Origin of the sequence: Sanguibacter sp. Leaf3 (assembly GCF_001425965.1) — a bacterium.
Taxonomy (GTDB): Bacteria; Actinomycetota; Actinomycetes; order Actinomycetales; family Cellulomonadaceae; genus Sanguibacter; species Sanguibacter inulinus.
This window is the reverse complement of sequence record NZ_LMRH01000001.1, coordinates 500,860-518,008: the sequence shown is the minus strand read 5'-3', so window position 1 is coordinate 518,008 and position 17,149 is coordinate 500,860. Positions and strand designations below refer to the sequence as shown.

Here is a 17,149-nt window from a genome sequence, read left to right as displayed (position 1 = left end):
CTCAGACCTCCTCGGGCAGCGCGAGGCCGAGGCGCTGGGCGACAGCCTCACGGATCGTCTCGTGGATGTCGTCGACGGTCCCTGAGGCGTCGACGACCACCCAGCGGTCGGGGTCCTGGGCGGCACGGTCGAGGTACGCCTGCCGGGTGCGCTGGTGGAACTCGTCACCGGCCCGCTCGAGGCGGTCCGGCGCGGTGTCGAGGCGTCGCGTCCCGACGAGAGGGTCGATGTCGAGCAGCACGGTCGCGTGCGGCAGCAGACCCTCGACGGCCCAGAGGGACAGCTGCTCGATCTCCTCGACGGGCAGCGTGCGTCCGCCGGCCTGGTAGGCGACCGAGGAGTCGAGGTAGCGGTCGGTGATGACCACGTCGCCGCGCTCGAGAGCGGGGCGGACGAGGGAGGCGACGTGGTGCGCGCGGTCGGTCGCGTAGAGCAGCGCCTCGGTCCGCGGGTCGACGTGATCGCCGTGCAGGACGGCCTGGCGCAGCACGAGCCCGAGCTCGGTGCCGCCGGGCTCACGCGTCCAGACGACGCTGCGGCCGGTGACCTGCTCGAGCCACAGCCCGAGGAGCCTGGACTGGGTGGACTTCCCGGCGCCGTCGCCGCCCTCGAAGGAGATGAAATACCCCTGCTGGCCGCCTGCCTGCTCGTCTGCGCTCACGCCCCACAGCCTATCTGTGCCCACCGACGCGTCGACGCGTCCCCCAGCCGGTCCGGGTGCTGCCCCAGCAAGGGCCACACAGCCCCGCCCCCACCCGTAACCCCGGCACCCGGTCCGTCGGCGCTTGTAGTCTCGGGGGCATGCTCTCTCCAGGACTGGCCTTCGCCGACCGCACCTTCGACGCCATCCTCTTCGACATGGACGGGACGCTCATCTCCTCGATCGAGGCCGTCGACCGCAGCTGGGCCCTGTGGGCCCGCGAGCACGGCTTCGGCGAGGACTTCCGGATCGCGCACGGGACCCCCGCGCGCTCGCTCGTCGAGCGCCTCGTCGCGCCCGAGCAGGTCGAGGCGGCACTGGCCCGGGTGACCGAGATCGAGCTGTCCGACACAGACGGCGTCCGCGTGCTGCCCGGGGCCGCAGAGCTGCTGGCCTCGCTCCCCCGCGACAGGCACGCGATCGTCACCTCGTGCACCCGTGACCTCGCCGCCGTGCGCATCGCGGCCACCGGGATCGGCGCACCCGAGGTGGTCGTCACGGCCGACGACATCACCCGCGGGAAGCCCGACCCCGAGCCGTTCCGGCGTGGCGCCGAGCTGCTCGGCTTCGCGCCCGAGCGCTGCCTCGTGGTCGAGGACGCCCCCGCCGGGCTCGCCTCGGGCCGGGCGGCCGGCTGCGCGACGCTCGCGGTCGCGGGCACGCACACCCTCGACGAGCTCGACGCAGACGCGCACGCCTCGGGTGTCGACGCCGTCGCCGTGCAGGTCAACGCCGACGGGTCGCTGACCCTCGTCGACCGCAGGCCGTGAGGACCGAGGCCCGTCACGCATCGGGGCTCAGAGGACCCCGGCGGCTCGACCGGCCTCGACGACCCGGGCGACGGACCGTCTGACGTCGGTCAGCTCGTCGAGGGTGAGCCCGGTCCGCCGGACGACCTGCTCGGGGATGCCCTCGGCGACGGAGCGCAGCGCTGCTCCCTCAGTGGTCAGCGAGACCACCATGACCCGGGCGTCGTCGGCGCCGCGGGCGCGCGCCACGTACCCGGTGGCCTCGAGACGCTTGACCAACGGTGTGAGGGTCCCCGGGTCGAGGTGGACGAGCGAGGCGATGCTCGTCATCGACAGGTCGCCGTGCTGCCACAGCGCGAGCATCACGAGGTACTGGGGGTGCGTGAGGTTGAGCGGCTCGAGGATCGGCCTGTAGACGGCGACCATCGCCCGCGCCGCTGCCGAGAGCGCGAAGCAGACCTGGCTCTCGAGGGCCAGCGGGTCGGTCGCGGGGGTCGCACTCATCCGGTCATCGTACGCACAGAGGCGCTATGCTTGGTACACCAATGGTTGGTGCACCAAGAGTCGACGTGCGGTCAGCGCGCCGAGAACGAAGGAGAGCCGTGATCTTCGGACGTCGCCGCGCTGCAGCCCGTGCCCAGCGAGAAGCGCTCGAGCCGCACGCAGGTGACGGCACGACCTCCAGGGACGCCACGGACCATGACGCTCCTGGACGCACCGAGCACGCCGCGGACCACCCCGACGGCCGCTCGGGCGGGCTGCGGATCACCGAGGGCCTGCTGCCCATCTTCGGGCCGGCCCAGGTCGGCGACTCGACGGCGCCGCTGCGCCCCGCCACGGAGGCGGAGCGCAGCAGGGACCGTGCGTTGCGGACCACCCTCACCCGGGTGGTCGGCGCCGACGGCAAGAGCTACGTCGTCGCCGTCCCGGACGAGCAGGCCGGAGCCCAGACCAGCGAGCAAGACGCCGGGGAACCCACGGCCTGAGCGGTCGGTCGGGCCGTGGGTTCCCACCGGTCGGTCAGGTCGTGGCGACCACCGGTCGCCCTGCCGAGACCTCGCCCGGGTACACGACCCCGAGCTGGGCGCGGACGTCGTCCATGATCTCCATGAGCTCGACGGTCTGGTCGAGCGTCATGCGCGGGCTCTCCGTGAGCCCGGCCGCCACGCACCGGGCCACCTCGGCGGCCTCGTACTGCTTGCCCTCGTCCACGAGCGCGCCGTCGGCGTCGCGCAGCCGACCGTCGTACTCGGTGACACCCTGGGCGTTGTCGACCCGGAAGGTCGTCGGCACGAGGTACCGCTCGTCGATCTCGATCCGCCCCTCCGAGCCGACGATCGTCGCCGTCCCGGGCGCTGTGGTCCGGACCGAGGTCGTGAGGATCGCCAGTGCTTCCTGCCCGTAGCGCAGCACGATCGTCTCCTGAGCGTCGACCCCCGTCGGCGCCAGCAGACCTGTCGCGCGGACCTCGTCCGGGGTGCCGAGCAGGTCGACCGCGAAGGACAACGGGTAGATGCCCAGGTCGAGCAGGGCTCCCCCGGCCAGGGCCGGGTCGAACATCCTGTGCGCCGGGTCGTAGGGCACCGTGACGTCGAAGCCTGCGCGGACCTCACGGACCGTCCCGATGTCGCCGCGCTGGACGATCTCGCGGAGCATCGCCGTGTGCGGCAGGTGCCGCGTCATCATCGCCTCCATGCAGAACACCCCGGCGGCCCGGGCCGCCGCGACGACCTCGCGCGCCTCGGCCGCGTTCCGCGTGAAGGCCTTCTCGACGAGCACGTGCTTGCCTGCCGCGATCGCGAGGAGCGCGTGCTCGTGGTGGTGCGAGTGCGGCGTCGCGACGTACACGGCGTCGACGTCAGGGTCGGCGACGAGCTCGTCGTAGGAGCCGTAGGACCGCTCGATCCCGTGCTCGGACGCGAAGGCGGCGGCCTTCGCCGCGTCACGGGAACCGGCTGCCACGACGGACCCGCTCGTGTGGTCGCGGACGGCGTCGGCGAAGGAACCGCCGATCCAGCCAGCACCGAGCACACCCCAGCGCAGCGCCGGGGCCAGACGCGGGTCGTCGACCGCGGGGGTCGACCCCACGGCGGCGTCGCTCATACGCCCCGCTCCTCGCCCGGGTAGACCACGCCGACCTGGCGGCGGATCTCGTCGAGCGCGTTCATCACGTCGAGCGTGCCCTGCCACGACATGCGGTCGGACTCGGTCTTGCCCTCCGACACGAGCCGGGCGACCTCGGCCGCCTCGAAGGCCAGCCCCTGCACCTGCGGCGTCGAGTAGGACCGGGTGGTGCCGTCGCGGCGCGTCACCCGGAACGTCGTCGGCGTGTAGAAGGCGCCGTCGATCTCGATGCGACCCTCCGTGCCGGAGATGCTCGCTGTGGTCGGCGTCGCCGACCACAGGGTGGTGTGCAGCAGCGCCTGCTGGCCGCTCTCGTAGTCGAAGACGATGCTCACCTGACCGTCGACGCCGGTCTCCGTCAGCTGGCCGACAGCCGTGACCGACGACGGTGCACCGAGGATGTCGTGCGCGAAGGACACCGGGTAGACCCCGAGGTCGAGCAGCGCACCGCCGGCCAGCTCAGGGTTGACGAGCCTGTGCTCGGGCGGCACGTCGAAGTACTGGCCGTGGTCCGCGACCACGGTGACCACGCGGCCGATGTCACCGCGCGCGATGATCTCGTGGATCGCGGCGACGTGCGGCAAGAACCGGGTCCACATGGCCTCCATGACCAGGACACCCTGGGCCTTCGCGGCGGCGAGCACCTCGTCGGCCTCGGCGGCCGACTGCGTGAAGGCCTTCTCGACGAGGACGTGCTTGCCCGCGCCGATCGCGAGGAGCGCGTGGTCACGGTGGTGGGAGTGCGGGGTCGCGACGTACACGACGTCGACGTCGGGGTCGGCGACGAGCGCCTCGTAGGAGTCGTGGACGTGCGCCTGCGCGGCGTCGTCGCCGAGGTGCTCGTCGGCGAAGGTGCGGGCCTTGGCCTCGTCGCGCGAGCCCACGGCGACGACTGTCGAGGCTGTGTCCTGCGTGACGGCACGGGCGAAGGCGGCGGCGATGCCACCGGCTCCGAGGATGCCCCACCGGACGGCGGGCGCGTCGGCCGGGGAGGGCACGGCGTCGGTGAGGGAGATGGTCGTTGTGTCTGACGGTTCGACGCTGAGAGTCATGCGCCCACGCTAGCCGAGTGGCACCAGACGGTGCTCGACGAGCCACGGGAGCACCTCAGCGGGCACATACCTGCTGCACAGACCCCCTCGGTACACCTGCACCATGAACCAGCCGACCCGCACCCCCGAAGCTCCACGCAGACCGCGCCGCGTCCGGCGCGCGGTCCTCGCCGGGGTCCTCGCCGTCGCCCTGCCCGTCGCGGGCGGCACGGCCTGGGCCCTCGACAGGTACGTCGTCGAGCACGTAGAGATCTCCGACGTCTCCGCCTACGAGGCCAGCCAGGCCGCGGCGGCCGGGACGGCGGCCACGACCGCGGACACCGCAGAGTCCGACACCTCTGGTGTCCTCACCGACACCACCTACACCTCCGACGACGCCGACATCTCCGTCTCGACGGTCACGACGGGGACGGGCGACGACACCGTCACCTACTACGTCGCCGACGTGACCCTCACCGACGCGACGGTCTTGCGCTCTGCCTTCGCGCAGGACGCCTTCGGCGAGAACATCACCGAGACGACCTCGGACATCGCCGCCGACAACGACGCCGTCTTCGCGATCAACGGCGACTACTACGGCTTCCGGGACACCGGGATCGTCATCCGCAACGGGGTCGTCTACCGCGACGAGGGCGCCCGCCAGGGACTGGCCTTCTACACCGACGGCCACGTCGAGGTCTACGACGAGACCGCGACGACGGCCGACCAGCTCGTCGCCGACGGCGTGTGGAACACCCTGTCCTTCGGCCCTGCGCTGCTCGAGGACGGGCAGGTCCTCTCCGGGATCGACGACGTCGAGGTGGACACGAACTTCGGCAACCACTCGATCCAGGGCGAACAGCCCCGGACCGCGGTCGGCGTGGTCGACGACAACCACCTCGTCTTCGTGGTGGTCGACGGCCGCAGCCCCGGGTACAGCGCCGGCGTCACCATGACGGGTCTCGCCGAGATCATGCAGGGCCTCGGTGCCACGACCGCCTACAACCTCGACGGCGGTGGGTCCTCGACGATGGTCTTCGGCGGCGAGCTCGTCAACGACCCGCTCGGCAAGGACCAAGAGCGCGGCACCTCCGACATCTTGTACATCGGCGGGTGAGGGCGGTGATCGTGCTGGTCCCCGCCTACGAGCCGGCAGCCCCGCTCGTCGACCTCGTCTCCTCGCTCCGGGCAGCCGACCCTGCGCTGCACGTCGTCGTGGTCGACGACGGCTCCGGACCGGCCTTCGCGCCGGTCTTCGCCGCGGCGCAGGCCGCCGGGGCCCTCGTGCTGACGCACCCGACCAACCGCGGCAAGGGCACGGCACTGAAGACGGGCTTCGCCTGTGTCGTCTCGGCCTTCCCGGGGCACGATGTGGTCTGTGCAGACTGCGACGGCCAGCACAGCGTGGTCGACGTGCTCCGCGTCGCCGACAGGGTGCAGACCTCCGAGGCCGCGATGGTCCTCGGCTCGCGCCGGTTCGTCGGTGACGTCCCGCTGCGCAGCCGGGTCGGCAACAGCGTGACCCGGGCGATGTTCCGCCTCTCCACGGGCCTCGACGTGCACGACACCCAGACCGGGCTGCGCGGCTACCCGGCCGCGATGCTGCCGTGGCTGCTGACCGTCGACGGGGACAGGTACGAGTACGAGCTCAACCTGCTGCTGCGCGCCTCGGCCACGGGGAGGGCCGTCGAGGAGGTCGAGATCGCGACGATCTACCTCGACGACAACGCGTCGTCCCACTTCAGGCCCGTCGTCGACTCGGCACGGATCTACGCACCGTTGCTGAGGTTCATGCTCGCCTCCTTCGCGGCGTTCCTCGTCGACACCGTGGTGCTGCTGGTCCTGCACGCGCTCACGGGCTCGTTGCTCGGTGCCGTGCTCGGCGCACGTGCCGTGAGCTCGACGGTCAACTTCGTCACCAACCGCCGGCTCGTCTTCGAGTCGGCCCGGGAGAGACCTGTCGGCTCGGCGGCGGTCCGGTACTCCGCCGTCGTCGGGCTGCTGCTCGCTGCGAACTACGCCCTGCTGCTGGCCCTCACCTCAGCCGGGCTGGCCCTGCTCCCCGCGAAGGTGCTCACCGAGGTCGTACTCTTCGTCGCCAGCTACGAGCTCCAGCGCCGCGTCGTCTTCGCCCAGCCCTCGCTCGGCAGGTCAACCCCACAGGGAGCCGCTGCGGTCGAGGGGACGTCACGACGCGCGACCCGCGCCTGAGGCGACGAGCCCCGGCGACCAGCAGGTCGTCGGGGCTCGTCCCACCGTCGGTCAGGCCTCCGGGGCGGCCTTCTTGGCGGGTGCCTTCTTGGCCGGGGCCTTCTTCGCCGTGGTCGCCTTGGAGGCCGTCGACTTCGCAGCCGTCGCCTTGGCGGGGGTCTTCTTCGCCGGGGTCTTCTTGGCGGCGGTGGCCCGGGTGGTCTTCTTGACCGGTCCCTTCGCCCGCTTCTCCGCGAGCAGCTCGACGGCCTGCTCGTGGGTGATCGCCTCGATGGTGATGTCCTTCGGGAGCGTCCGGTTGGTCGTCCCGTCGGTCACGTAGGCGCCGAAGCGGCCGTCCTTGACGACGATCGGCTTCTGCGAGGTCGGGTCTTCGCCGAGCTCCTTGAGCGGCGGCGCAGCCGTGGCCCCGCGCCCGCGCTTGGGCTGGGCGTAGATCTCGAGGGCCTCGGCGAGGGTGACCGTGAACATGGCCTCTTCGCTCGGGAGCGTCCGGGAGTCCGTGCCGCGCTTGAGGTACGGACCGTAGCGGCCGTTCTGCGCGGTGATCTCGGTGCCCGTCTCCGGGTCGACACCGACCACGCGCGGCAGCGAGAGCAGCTGGAGCGCGTCGTCGAGGGTGATCGTCTGGAGCGACTGGGTCTTGAGCAAGGACGCCGTGCGCGGCTTCGGCAGAGCAGCCTTGGCGCGCTTGAGCGCAGCGGCAGACAGACCCTCGTCGAACTCAGGCTCGGGCAGCACCTCGGTCACGTACGGGCCGTAACGGCCCGCCTTCGCGATGATCGTCGTCTGCGTGGACGGGTCCACGCCGAGCACGATGTCGCCGTCGCCCTGGGTCTCGAGGAGCTCGCGCGCCTTGGCGACCGTGAGCTCGTCAGGGGCGACCTCGTCGGGGACGGAGGCGCGCGGCGGGTTCTCGCCCTCGGCCACCTCGGCCGCGGTGTCTTCGATGTAGGGCCCGTAGCGTCCGACGCGCAGCGTGATGCCCTCGCCGATCGGGACCGAGTTGATCTCGCGGGCGTCGATGTCGCCGAGGTCTTCGACCAGCTGGCGCAGACCCTCGTCCGAGCCTTCGGTGTCGTCACCGAAGTAGAACTGGGTCAGCCAGGCGACCCGCTCTTTGTCGCCCGCGGCGATCGCGTCGAGGTCGGCCTCCATCTCGGCCGTGAAGTCGTAGTCGATGAGCTGCCCGAAGTGCTCCTCGAGCAGCCGGATCACCGCGAAGGCGAGCCAGCTGGGCACGAGGGCCTGGCCACGGCTCAGCACGTAGCCGCGGTCCTGGATGGTCGAGATGGTCGAGGCGTAGGTCGAGGGTCGGCCGATGCCGCGCTCCTCGAGCGCCTTGACCAGGCTCGCCTCGGTGAAGCGCGGCGGCGCGGAGGTCGAGTGCCCGTCGGCGGAGAGCTCGCGCGACGTCATCGCGTCACCCTCGGCCATCTGCGGCAGACGGGCGTCGCCCTCGGCCTTCTTCGGGTTCTCGGCGCCGTCGGCCGAGTCGTAGCGCTCGGAGTCGCGGCCCTCCTCGTAGGCGGCGAGGAAGCCGCGGAAGGTGATGACCGTGCCCGAGGCCGCGAAGACCGCATCGGCCTGGGCACCGGGGCCGGCGTCGCCGATCGTCGGCGCTCCGGCCGGGAGGGTGCCGGCGACACCGAGGCGGACCGAGGCTGTCGACCCGCGGGCGTCGCCCATCTGCGAGGCGACTGTGCGCTTCCAGATGAGCTCGTACAGCTTGAACTGGTCGCCGCTGATCTCACGGGACACCTGAGCCGGGGTCCGGAAGGAGTCACCGGCAGGGCGGATGGCCTCGTGGGCCTCCTGCGCACCCTTGGACTTCGAGGCGTAGACGCGCGGCGAGGACGGCACGTACTCGGGCCCGTAGAGCTCTGCGGCCTGGCGGCGCGCGGCGTCGGTCGCCTGGGTCGACAGCGACGGGGAGTCCGTACGCATGTAGGTGATGTAGCCGTTCTCGTACAGGGTCTGCGCCGTGCGCATCGCCTGCCGCGAGGACATGCGGAGCTTGCGCGACGCCTCCTGCTGGAGGGTCGACGTGGTGAAGGGGGCTGCCGGACGGCGCGTGTACGGCTTCGTCTCGAGGCTGCGGACCACGGCCGGCTGGTCGGCGAGGGCGGTCACCAGGGCGTGGGCCGCCTGCTCGTCGAGGTGCACGACGCCCTTGGCGTTCTTGAGCGTCCCGGCGTCGGTGAAGTCGCGGCCCGAGGCCACGCGCGAGCCGTCCACCTGGACGAGCTTCGCGGAGAACCACTCGCCTGCGTCGGGGCCGTCCTGCGTGGTGAAGTCACCCGAGACGTCCCAGTAGTTCGCGGTGACGAAGGCCATGCGCTCGCGCTCGCGCTCGACCACGAGGCGGGTCGCGACAGACTGCACGCGCCCGGCCGAGAGGCCTTGACGGACCTTGCGCCACAGGACCGGCGAGACCTCGTAGCCGTAGAGACGGTCGAGGATGCGGCGGGTCTCCTGCGCGTCGACCATGCGGCCGTCGATCTCGCGGGTGTTCTCGAGCGCTCGCTGGATGGCCTCGCGGGTGATCTCGTGGAACACCATGCGGTGCACGGGGACCTTCGGCTTGAGCTCCTGGAGCAGGTGCCACGCGATGGCCTCGCCCTCGCGGTCCTCGTCGGTCGCGAGGTAGAGCTCGTCGGCGTTCTTCAGCGCCCGCTTGAGCTCGGCGACCTTCTTCTTCTTGTCGGCGTAGACCTCGTAGTACGGCTCGAACCCGCCGTCGACGTTGACGGCGAACTTGCCGAAGGGGCCCTTCTTCATGTCGGCCGGCATCTCGGAGGGCTGGGGCAGGTCCCTGATGTGCCCGACGCTCGCCTCGACCTCGTAGTCGTCGCCGAGGTAACCGGCGATCGTGCGTGCCTTGGCGGGCGACTCCACGATGACGAGCTTGCGACCAGCGGACATTCAGCGCCCTGCTTCCGTGACGAGAGGTGGTACGAGACCTGGACAGGCGTTCAACTCGGCAGCCTACGGCCTCCGGGCTCCAGTCGTCACACCTGGCCGCTGCGGGAGGCCGTCGAACGGGGCCTCGCGACGGTCTGGCGGAGGGCCAGGAGGAGGCCGAAGGAGACAGCCGTGGCAGCGACGACACCGGCCGCGCCGCCCGCGTAGGCGACCAGCTCGGCCTGGGAGGTGAAGGGCTGGCCGCTCCCGTCGACGACGGTCGCCGTCTGCTGGAGGGCCCAGAGCGCGACCCCCGCGGCCCCGGTCCCGGCCACACCGAGGATCGCGAGGACCCAGGCGGACGACGAGCCCTTCGGGGCGGAGATCTTGCGCGGGCGGTCGTCGGCTGGGCCTGGGTCCTGGGCGTCGCGGGTGGTCAGCGCACAGGCGAGGGCTCCCCAGAACAGCACGACGAGGACGGCGGCGACCACGTCGCTCGGCCTGTGCCACTGACCCACGAGCGTGGAGATCCCCGTCGCCGCGGTGTACCCGGCCCCGAAGAGCGCGACCCACGGCCGCGCGAGGCGCGGGACCGTGAGCAGGAGCGCGACCGAGACGGAGGCCGCGACGGTGGTGTGCCCACTCGGCAGAGAGTTGGTCCACCACATCTCGGAGTCGAAGACAGGTCGTTCGAGGACGATCTTCTTCAGCACCTGCGTGGTGAGGTTCGCCCCGCCGACGAGGACGAGGGCCTGGACGGCGAGCAGCCAGCGCCTGCGGACCAGCGCCACGAGGATCGCGGCGAGGGTGCCCAGGACCACGAAGCTCACCGAGACGACGCCGAGGACAGGTTCGGCGACGGTCCACAGACGGGTGCGACCCGTGAGGGCACCGTCGTAGGCGTAGTCCTCGATCACCTGACCCGTGCGGGTGGCGACGAAGACCTCCCACACGACCACGATGCCGACAGCCGCGGCGACGGCCACGAGCACCGCGAGGAGGCGGGTGCGGACGGGGACGCCCGTCCAGAGGTCTGCGCCTCGTGGTGCGCTCGGCGGGCGGTGACCGCCCGCCCGGGGACGGGCCGCCGGCGAGCCTGCCGAGGTCACGGTGCTCGCAGGGCCGACAGGTCCACGAGGACCTGCAGGGCCCGTCGGGAGGACCTGGGTGGCGCGGGTCGACGGCGCGGGCCGCCCACGGCGTGCGGCGCCCGAGGCACCCGCAGCCGGCAGCACACCGGGTCGTCGGTCAGAGTTCACCGTCCAACGGTAGTCCACCCCCTGTGACCGTCCTGGGAAGACCGTGTCGACGAGTCGCGCACACCGGTGCCGGTCGGGTGTCCTCGGCGTGCACCCTCACAGGAAACTCATAGCCCGGGCTCAGGACATCCAGGGTCACCCGGAGCACCATGGAGCCATGGCCTTCTCCGACACCTCCGCCCGCGCCGCCCTGCCGCGCCTCACCCGCGCCGACGGCAGCCCTCTGCGGGTGCTCGTCGTCGACGACGAGCCCAACCTCGCCGAGCTCCTCACCTCGGCGCTGCGCTACGAGGGCTGGGACGTCTCGACGGCTCTCGACGGCCAGTCCGCGGTGCGCCTGGCACGGGAGACGCTGCCCGACGTGATCGTCCTGGACATCATGCTCGGCGACATCGACGGCATCGAGGTGCTGCGCAGGATCCGCCAGCAGCAGGACGGCGTGCCGGTCCTGTTCCTCACCGCGCGCGACTCCGTCGAAGACCGCGTCGCCGGGCTCACCGCCGGGGGCGACGACTACGTGACCAAGCCCTTCAGCCTCGAAGAGGTCGTCGCACGTCTCCGCGGGCTGCTGCGCCGGGCCGGGGCGAGCGCCGCTCGCGACGAGGCGCTGCTGGTGGTCGGCGACCTGACCCTCGACGAGGACTCGCACGAGGTGAGCCGGGGTGGCGACGACGTGCACCTGACCGCGACAGAGTTCGAGCTGCTCCGCTACCTCATGCGCAACGCGCGTCGGGTGATGTCGAAGGCGCAGATCCTCGACAGGGTCTGGCAGTACGACTTCGGCGGGCAGGCGAACATCGTCGAGCTGTACATCTCCTACCTGCGGCGCAAGATCGACGCCGGCCGCGAACCGATGATCCACACGCTGCGTGGGGTCGGGTACGTGCTCAAGCCCGCAGTCTCTGCTGCGCAGGTGTCGACCACCGCTGTGGGCGCCGGGCCGGCTGCGTGAGCGCGGTGCCCGCGGCCGACAGCCGAGGTCACGCGCAGAGCCAGCGACGTCCGTGGACCCTGCGCCGCCAGCTCGTCGCGCTGCTCATCGGTCTCGTGCTGCTCATCTGCTCGATCCTCGCGGTGGTGTCGACGCTCTCCTTGCGCAGCGAGCTGGTCGGGCAGATCGAGGACGACCTCCGGCAGGCGAGCTCGCGTGCCGTCGACAGGCCGCTCAAGGACCTCGGCGGCTCGTCGACCCCGCCGGCCTCCGGGTGCCCTGACGGCACGGGCTGCTCGACGGCCGACCCCGGACAGGCCCCCACCCCGTACCAGGTCCCCGGCCAGGGGGCTGGTGACATCGACGTCCTGCTCTCGGGGAGCACGGTCGTGCACGCCGGGTACGTGGACGAGAGCGGGGACTTCCGCTCGCTCGTGGGGACCGACGCCCTCGCGACCCTCGAGGCCCTCGCCACCGACGGCCGCATCCACGAGGTCGACCTCGGCGACCTCGGCAGCTTCCTCGCGATCTCCACCACCACGCCGGCCGGGGACACCGTGGTCACCGCGGTCTCGACAGCGCCTGCCGACGACCCGCTGCGCTCCTACGTCGCGGTCGAGGTCGCGCTCATCGTCCTCGCCGTGCTGCTCGCCGCTGCGGCCGCGACAGTCCTGGTCCGGCGGGCGCTGCGGCCCCTCGAACGCGTGGCGGGGGCCGCGCTGCGGGTGTCCGAGCTCCAGCTCGACAGGGGCGAGGTCGAGCAGATCCACGGCGTAGACCCGCAGGACACCGACGAGCGGACCGAGGTCGGGACCGTGGGGGCCGCGCTCAACAGGATGCTCGGGCACGTCGAGTCGTCGCTCGCGGCCCGGCACGAGTCCGAGACGCAGGTCCGCCAGTTCGTCGCCGACGCGAGCCACGAGCTGCGGACCCCGCTCGCCTCGATCCGCGGTTACGCCGAGCTCGTCCGACGGTCGCCCGACGACGTCCCCGTCGACACGCTGCACGCGCTCGACCGGATCGAGTCGGAGGCGCTGCGCATGGGCGCCCTCGTCGAAGACCTGCTGCTGCTCGCCCGGCTGGACGCCGGCCGTCCGCTCGAGCGCGAGGAGGTCGACCTCACGCTGCTCGCCGTCGACGCGCTCGCCGACGCCCACGCGGCCAGCCACGACCACGTGTGGGAGCTGGACCTGCTGAGCGCTGAGAGCACTGAGAGCAGAGACAGCACTGAGAGCACTGGCAGCGCTGAGAGCACTGGCAACACAGAGAGCCCAAGCAGCACTGACGACCCGGACGACGACGCGCCAGCCCCCGACGTCGTCGTCCGCGGAGACGAGGCGCGGCTGCGGCAGGTCTTCGTCAACCTGCTCAGCAACGCCCGGGTCCACACGCCTCCCGGGACCCGGGTGGTCCTCGGGCTGCGGGCCGAGCCCGGGACTGTGGTCGTGAGCGTGACCGACGACGGCCCGGGCATCGCTCCGGCGCTGCTGCCGTCGCTGTTCCAGAGGTTCAGCCGCGGGGACTCGGCCCGCAACCGCGTCGGGGGCTCGACGGGTCTCGGCCTCGCGATCGCCCAGGCGATCGTGCAGGAGCACGGCGGCACGCTCACGGCGCACAGCCCGGCGCAGCCGCTCGGAGGCGGCCCCAGGACCGGTCTCCGGGGCACCGGGGAAGCACACCGCGGGGCGACCTTCGAGGTCAGGCTGCCGAGGATCGGCTAGAGGTCGGGCGAAAGGTCGGGCGAGAGGTCGGGCTGCCGGTCTGGGTGCGACCGCCCGTCCGGCTGTCAACCTGCGCCGGCTCGTCCGCCGGTCAGGTTGCCGCGGACGGCCAGACGTCACCCCGCGTCTCGGACCAGGAACCCGTCCCGGACGAGGTTGCGGACCGCAGGCAGCAGCTCGGCGGCCAGCTCCGCGCCGGACACCTCGAAGATCGACGCGATCGCCGCGACGATCTGCCCGACAGAGAGCTCGCCGTCGCACGCCCCGACCAGGGCCGAGAGCGAGGTCGACGCGTGCACGCCCCGGCCGAGCCCGTCGCCCTGGCGCACGATGACGATGTTCGGGTCGGCGGCGCCCGGGGTGTAGAAACGCTCTTCGGTCACGTCGGCCGCGACCACGAGCCTCTGCTGCGCCAGGGCCTCGTCGTCGAGGGTCTCGAGCCAGAGGTGCGCGGCGAGGCTCGCCTCGAGGTGCGTGCCGAGGGGCTGGCGGACCGATCCTGTGTGCTCTTCGAGACGCCGCAGCGTCACGTCCTCCCCGGGGAGGGGCTTGCGCAGCACGAAGAACCCGAAGCCGATTGCCTCGACGTCGCGGGACGCGAAGTCGTCGAGCCAGGCTCCGTAGGCGCTCGCCCACGCCTCGGGCTCGCGCTCGGGGGTGGTGCCACCGTCGCGGATCCAGGTCTCGGCGTACTCGGCCGGGTCGAGGACCTCGCGCTGGACCACCCAGCCGTCCAGGCCAGACTCGTCGAGCCAGCGTCCGACCCGCTCGGTCCACGCCTCCCCGGCGCGGTGCTCCCAGTTGCCGAGCATCTGCGCGACCCCGCCGGGGGCCAGGACCGCTCCGACCCCGGTGACGAGGTCGCGCACGAGGTCGTCGCCCGAGCGTCCGCCGTCCCGGTACTCGTACGTCGGGATCTCGCCAGGACCTGCTGCCCGGTCGGCTGCGTCACGCCCGGGCTCCATGGGCTCAGCGGGCACTGTGCGCGGGGTGATGACGAAGGGCGGGTTCGAGACGACGAGGTCGAACTCTTCGCCTGCGACGGGGTCGAGCATCGACCCGAGCCGCAGGTCGAGCTCAGCCCCGTCGAGGGCGGCGTTGAAGGCCGCGAAGCGCAGCGCCCGCTCGGAGATGTCCGTCGCGACGACGGTCTGGGCGTGACGCGTCGCGTGCAGCGCCTGGATGCCGCAGCCTGTGCCGAGGTCGAGGACCCGGGCTCGCGGAGACCGGCCTGTCACCTGGGCGAGGGTGATCGACGCACCACCCGCACCGAGGACGTGGTCGCCCGAGAGCCGGGTGCTCGTGGCGAGCTCGCCGAGGTCAGAGGCGAGCCACCAGTCGACAGGGCCGCGGGCGTCGTGCGCGGAGTACGGCCGGAGGTCGACGAGCGGGCGGACGACAGGTCCGGCAGCGGTGAGGTCGCTGGGGTCGTCGAGGGCGACGAGGCCGAGCTCCTGCGCACCTGCCGACCCCAGGGCCGGGAGCGCGGCGTCGAGGTCACGTGCCGGGACCTCGCGCCCGAGCACGAAGAGCCGCGTCAGCGTGAAGACCGCAGAACGCTGCTCAGGCTCTGCGCCGGCTGCCGACGGAGAAGACGCGGTCGCAGCGGCTGGGCTGGCGCCGGCCGAGGCGGCGACGGCGGTCGCCCGGAGCGCGGGCAGCGCCTGCTCACGGTGCAGGGCCGCTGCGGCGACGGGGCCGAGTGCGTCTTCGACGCCCTCGACAGTGAACCCGCTGGCCTGCAGGTCGGCCCTGAGGAGGGCGACCAGGGCCGGGTCGGTCGAGGGGCCGGGGGCGCTGTGCGTGGTCGGGCTCATGGCAGCAATGATTCCTCATCGGAGCCGACCACCCGAGCGCGTCGCGGCCGGCAGACGCGCAGAGGGCGGCTCCCCTGTCGGGGAGCCGCCCTCTGTCAGTCGGTCACGCCGGGACCTGGAGGATCAGGCCTCGCAGTTCTCGTCGTTGAAGGTGGTGACGCGGTCGCTCGCTGCGGTGACCTCGTCGGAGTTGAGCTCGGTCGTGAGCTCCATGAACTTGGCCTGGTCGTCAGCGTCCGTGAGGTCGAGGTCCTTCATGCCGTCGTTCAGCTTCTCGACGGACTCGACGAGGACGTTCCAGTCGTCCTTGATCTCGTCCGGGGCGTCGATGTCCTTGACCTTCGTGACGATGTCGTCGAAGGCAGCCTTCATCGCGTCGGGGTCGTTGGGGTCGATGTCCTGGGCGAAGTCGCCGGAGGAGAGGGCCTCGCCCTCCTTGCAGTAGTCCTCGAGGGACCCGCCGCTGCTGCACCCGGCGAGGAGGCCGAGGGCGAGGACGGCGGCCGTGGAGGTCGCGAACAGGTTCTTGGTGTACCGGCGTGTAGTCATGCGTCCATAGTCGGGGGGCGTCACTCACAGCCGCAACTCAGAATCGGGGCACTAGTCCCCATCCGCTGCGGATCTCACCCGGTCGCTCAGGACGCGCAGTGCTCGGCCACGTAGCCCTCGACCTCGGCCGTCGCCGCGTCGAGGTCGTCGGACCTGAAGCCCTCGACCGACGCGAAGTACTCCTGCTGCGCCGCCTCGGAGGACCAGTCGACGCCGCGCATCACCTGGACCTGGTCTTCGCTCGCCTGGAACACCGTGGTCCACGCTGCGGAGATCTCGTCCGGGGGCTGGATCTGCTTGGCGTCCTGCACCATCGTGTCGAGGGCCGTGAGGACTGACGCGACGTCGGTCGTGTCGACCCCGTCGAGGAACTCGGCCTGGCTGAACTGCGCGTAGTCGGCGCAGAACGCCTCGTCCGAGCCCCCGGCCTGCTGGTCGTCGCCGCACGCCGAGAGCGAGAGGGCCACCGCACCCGCGAGCACGAGGGATGCCAGGACCGTGGGACGAGACGCGCGCGGCCGGGAGGGTGTCATCTCTCTATGGTGCGCGGCGCAGAGCACCCCTGACAAACCGGTGCGCGCCGCGCGCCTGCTGATCCTCAGCCCGGCGGACGCGCCTCGTGCCCCGCACGGCCCGGGGTGCGGTTCTGCTCTTTCAGGCCAGCCTCGTAGACGTGCCTCCGGCCGCCGAGGAGCCTGTCGCGGACGGTCTTCTCCCAGCCGCGGAACCGCGTCCAGTAGCCGTCGTCGTAGTCTTCGACCACCTGGAAGGTCCAGCGGCCCTGCAGCACGTTGAGGCCCACCAGGTCGGCCCGGACCTCGTCGGCGAGCTCCTTGTGACCGGCCTCTTCGAGCTTGTCGAGGGCCTCGGCGAGCTCGTTGTCGGCGCGCCCTGTGAGCCTGTGGAAGGCGTAGAGCATGCCGCGCGCCTGCTCGACGACCTCGAGCGCCGCGGTCACGCCGCCGACGGCCTCGACCGTCGCGTCGTCGACGCCCTCGGGCGGCAGGTGGTCGGGGGACGGGGTGTCGGGGTGATCAGCCATGCCCCATGGTCGGACGCGCCGTCGCGGCACGCACCCGGAACACCTGTGCACGGAGGGCGCGCCGGCCCGCGGCCCGTCGGCGCGGAGCTCAGGGGCGACGGGGCCGTCCTC

Annotated in this window: 16 protein-coding genes; 6 read left to right on the top strand and 10 right to left on the bottom strand. The window is 71.9% G+C overall.

The annotated features are described in order from the left end of the window. Position 1 precedes the first annotated feature (1 nt). Complete coding sequence (gene tmk / locus ASG53_RS02240; RefSeq protein WP_056127897.1) at positions 2-661, bottom strand: dTMP kinase; 660 nt, start codon at positions 659-661, stop codon at positions 2-4. A 140-nt stretch (positions 662-801) separates the two neighbouring features. Between tmk and ASG53_RS02235 the strand changes: the two genes are divergently transcribed. Beyond that, a complete protein-coding gene (locus ASG53_RS02235; RefSeq protein ID WP_056127894.1) occupies positions 802-1,470 on the top strand; it encodes an HAD-IA family hydrolase in 669 nt (222 codons plus the stop codon). Between the two features lie 27 nt (positions 1,471-1,497). Here ASG53_RS02235 and ASG53_RS02230 read toward each other — a convergent pair whose 3' ends face one another. Continuing rightward, on the bottom strand, positions 1,498-1,953 hold the full coding sequence (locus ASG53_RS02230; RefSeq protein WP_056127891.1) for a MarR family winged helix-turn-helix transcriptional regulator: 456 nt from the start codon (positions 1,951-1,953) through the stop codon (positions 1,498-1,500). A 98-nt stretch (positions 1,954-2,051) separates the two neighbouring features. Between ASG53_RS02230 and ASG53_RS19730 the strand changes: the two genes are divergently transcribed. Further along, the gene (locus tag ASG53_RS19730) at positions 2,052-2,435 is read left to right on the top strand and encodes a hypothetical protein (protein ID WP_156382637.1); all 384 of its coding nucleotides are present in this window, start codon (positions 2,052-2,054) and stop codon (positions 2,433-2,435) included. Positions 2,436-2,469: 34 nt separating this feature from the next. On the opposite strand, the gene ASG53_RS02220 is transcribed toward ASG53_RS19730, so the two are convergent. Both ASG53_RS02220 and ASG53_RS02215 read right to left on the bottom strand, forming a co-directional pair. Further along, positions 2,470-3,552 carry a Gfo/Idh/MocA family protein gene (locus tag ASG53_RS02220; RefSeq protein WP_056127888.1) on the bottom strand — a complete coding sequence of 361 codons (1,083 nt, stop codon included), beginning with the start codon at positions 3,550-3,552 and terminating at the stop codon, positions 2,470-2,472. Next, complete coding sequence (locus tag ASG53_RS02215; RefSeq protein WP_200945444.1) at positions 3,549-4,625, bottom strand: Gfo/Idh/MocA family protein; 1,077 nt, start codon at positions 4,623-4,625, stop codon at positions 3,549-3,551. Before ASG53_RS02215 ends, ASG53_RS02220 begins: the two co-directional genes overlap by 4 nt. A gap of 103 nt (positions 4,626-4,728) precedes the next feature. Between ASG53_RS02215 and ASG53_RS02210 the strand changes: the two genes are divergently transcribed. After that, positions 4,729-5,721: a phosphodiester glycosidase family protein gene (locus ASG53_RS02210; RefSeq protein ID WP_056127886.1), complete on the top strand. Its 993-nt coding sequence runs from the start codon at positions 4,729-4,731 to the stop codon at positions 5,719-5,721. Then, positions 5,718-6,815: a GtrA family protein gene (locus ASG53_RS02205; RefSeq protein WP_235533807.1), complete on the top strand. Its 1,098-nt coding sequence runs from the start codon at positions 5,718-5,720 to the stop codon at positions 6,813-6,815. Before ASG53_RS02210 ends, ASG53_RS02205 begins: the two co-directional genes overlap by 4 nt. 51 nt (positions 6,816-6,866) lie before the next feature. Here the strand turns inward: ASG53_RS02205 and topA are convergent, their stop codons facing one another. Beyond that, the gene (gene topA, locus ASG53_RS02200) at positions 6,867-9,740 is read right to left on the bottom strand and encodes a type I DNA topoisomerase (RefSeq protein WP_056127883.1); all 2,874 of its coding nucleotides are present in this window, start codon (positions 9,738-9,740) and stop codon (positions 6,867-6,869) included. 86 nt (positions 9,741-9,826) lie between these two features. After that, positions 9,827-10,978 carry a phosphatase PAP2 family protein gene (locus ASG53_RS02195; protein WP_235533806.1) on the bottom strand — a complete coding sequence of 384 codons (1,152 nt, stop codon included), beginning with the start codon at positions 10,976-10,978 and terminating at the stop codon, positions 9,827-9,829. Positions 10,979-11,135: 157 nt separating this feature from the next. Here ASG53_RS02195 and ASG53_RS02190 point away from each other — a divergent pair, with 157 nt between their 5' ends. Both ASG53_RS02190 and ASG53_RS02185 read left to right on the top strand, forming a co-directional pair. Next, complete coding sequence (locus tag ASG53_RS02190) at positions 11,136-11,930, top strand: response regulator transcription factor (RefSeq protein WP_056127880.1); 795 nt, start codon at positions 11,136-11,138, stop codon at positions 11,928-11,930. Then, entirely contained in the window at positions 11,927-13,630 is a 1,704-nt protein-coding gene (locus ASG53_RS02185) for a sensor histidine kinase (protein WP_235533805.1), read from the top strand. The genes ASG53_RS02190 and ASG53_RS02185 overlap by 4 nt, the downstream gene beginning before the upstream one ends. 116 nt (positions 13,631-13,746) lie before the next feature. Here the strand turns inward: ASG53_RS02185 and ASG53_RS02180 are convergent, their stop codons facing one another. The 4 genes from ASG53_RS02180 to ASG53_RS02165 form a co-directional block, all read right to left on the bottom strand. Then, the gene (locus ASG53_RS02180; RefSeq protein WP_056127878.1) at positions 13,747-15,447 is read right to left on the bottom strand and encodes a DUF7059 domain-containing protein; all 1,701 of its coding nucleotides are present in this window, start codon (positions 15,445-15,447) and stop codon (positions 13,747-13,749) included. A gap of 123 nt (positions 15,448-15,570) precedes the next feature. After that, positions 15,571-15,996 carry a hypothetical protein gene (locus ASG53_RS02175; RefSeq protein WP_056127875.1) on the bottom strand — a complete coding sequence of 142 codons (426 nt, stop codon included), beginning with the start codon at positions 15,994-15,996 and terminating at the stop codon, positions 15,571-15,573. Positions 15,997-16,082: 86 nt separating this feature from the next. Further along, a complete protein-coding gene (locus tag ASG53_RS02170) occupies positions 16,083-16,529 on the bottom strand; it encodes a hypothetical protein (protein WP_156382636.1) in 447 nt (148 codons plus the stop codon). 65 nt (positions 16,530-16,594) lie between these two features. Next, positions 16,595-17,038 (bottom strand): hypothetical protein, encoded by a 444-nt coding sequence (locus tag ASG53_RS02165; protein ID WP_056127867.1) that lies wholly within the window; start codon positions 17,036-17,038, stop codon positions 16,595-16,597. Positions 17,039-17,149: the final 111 nt, after the last annotated feature.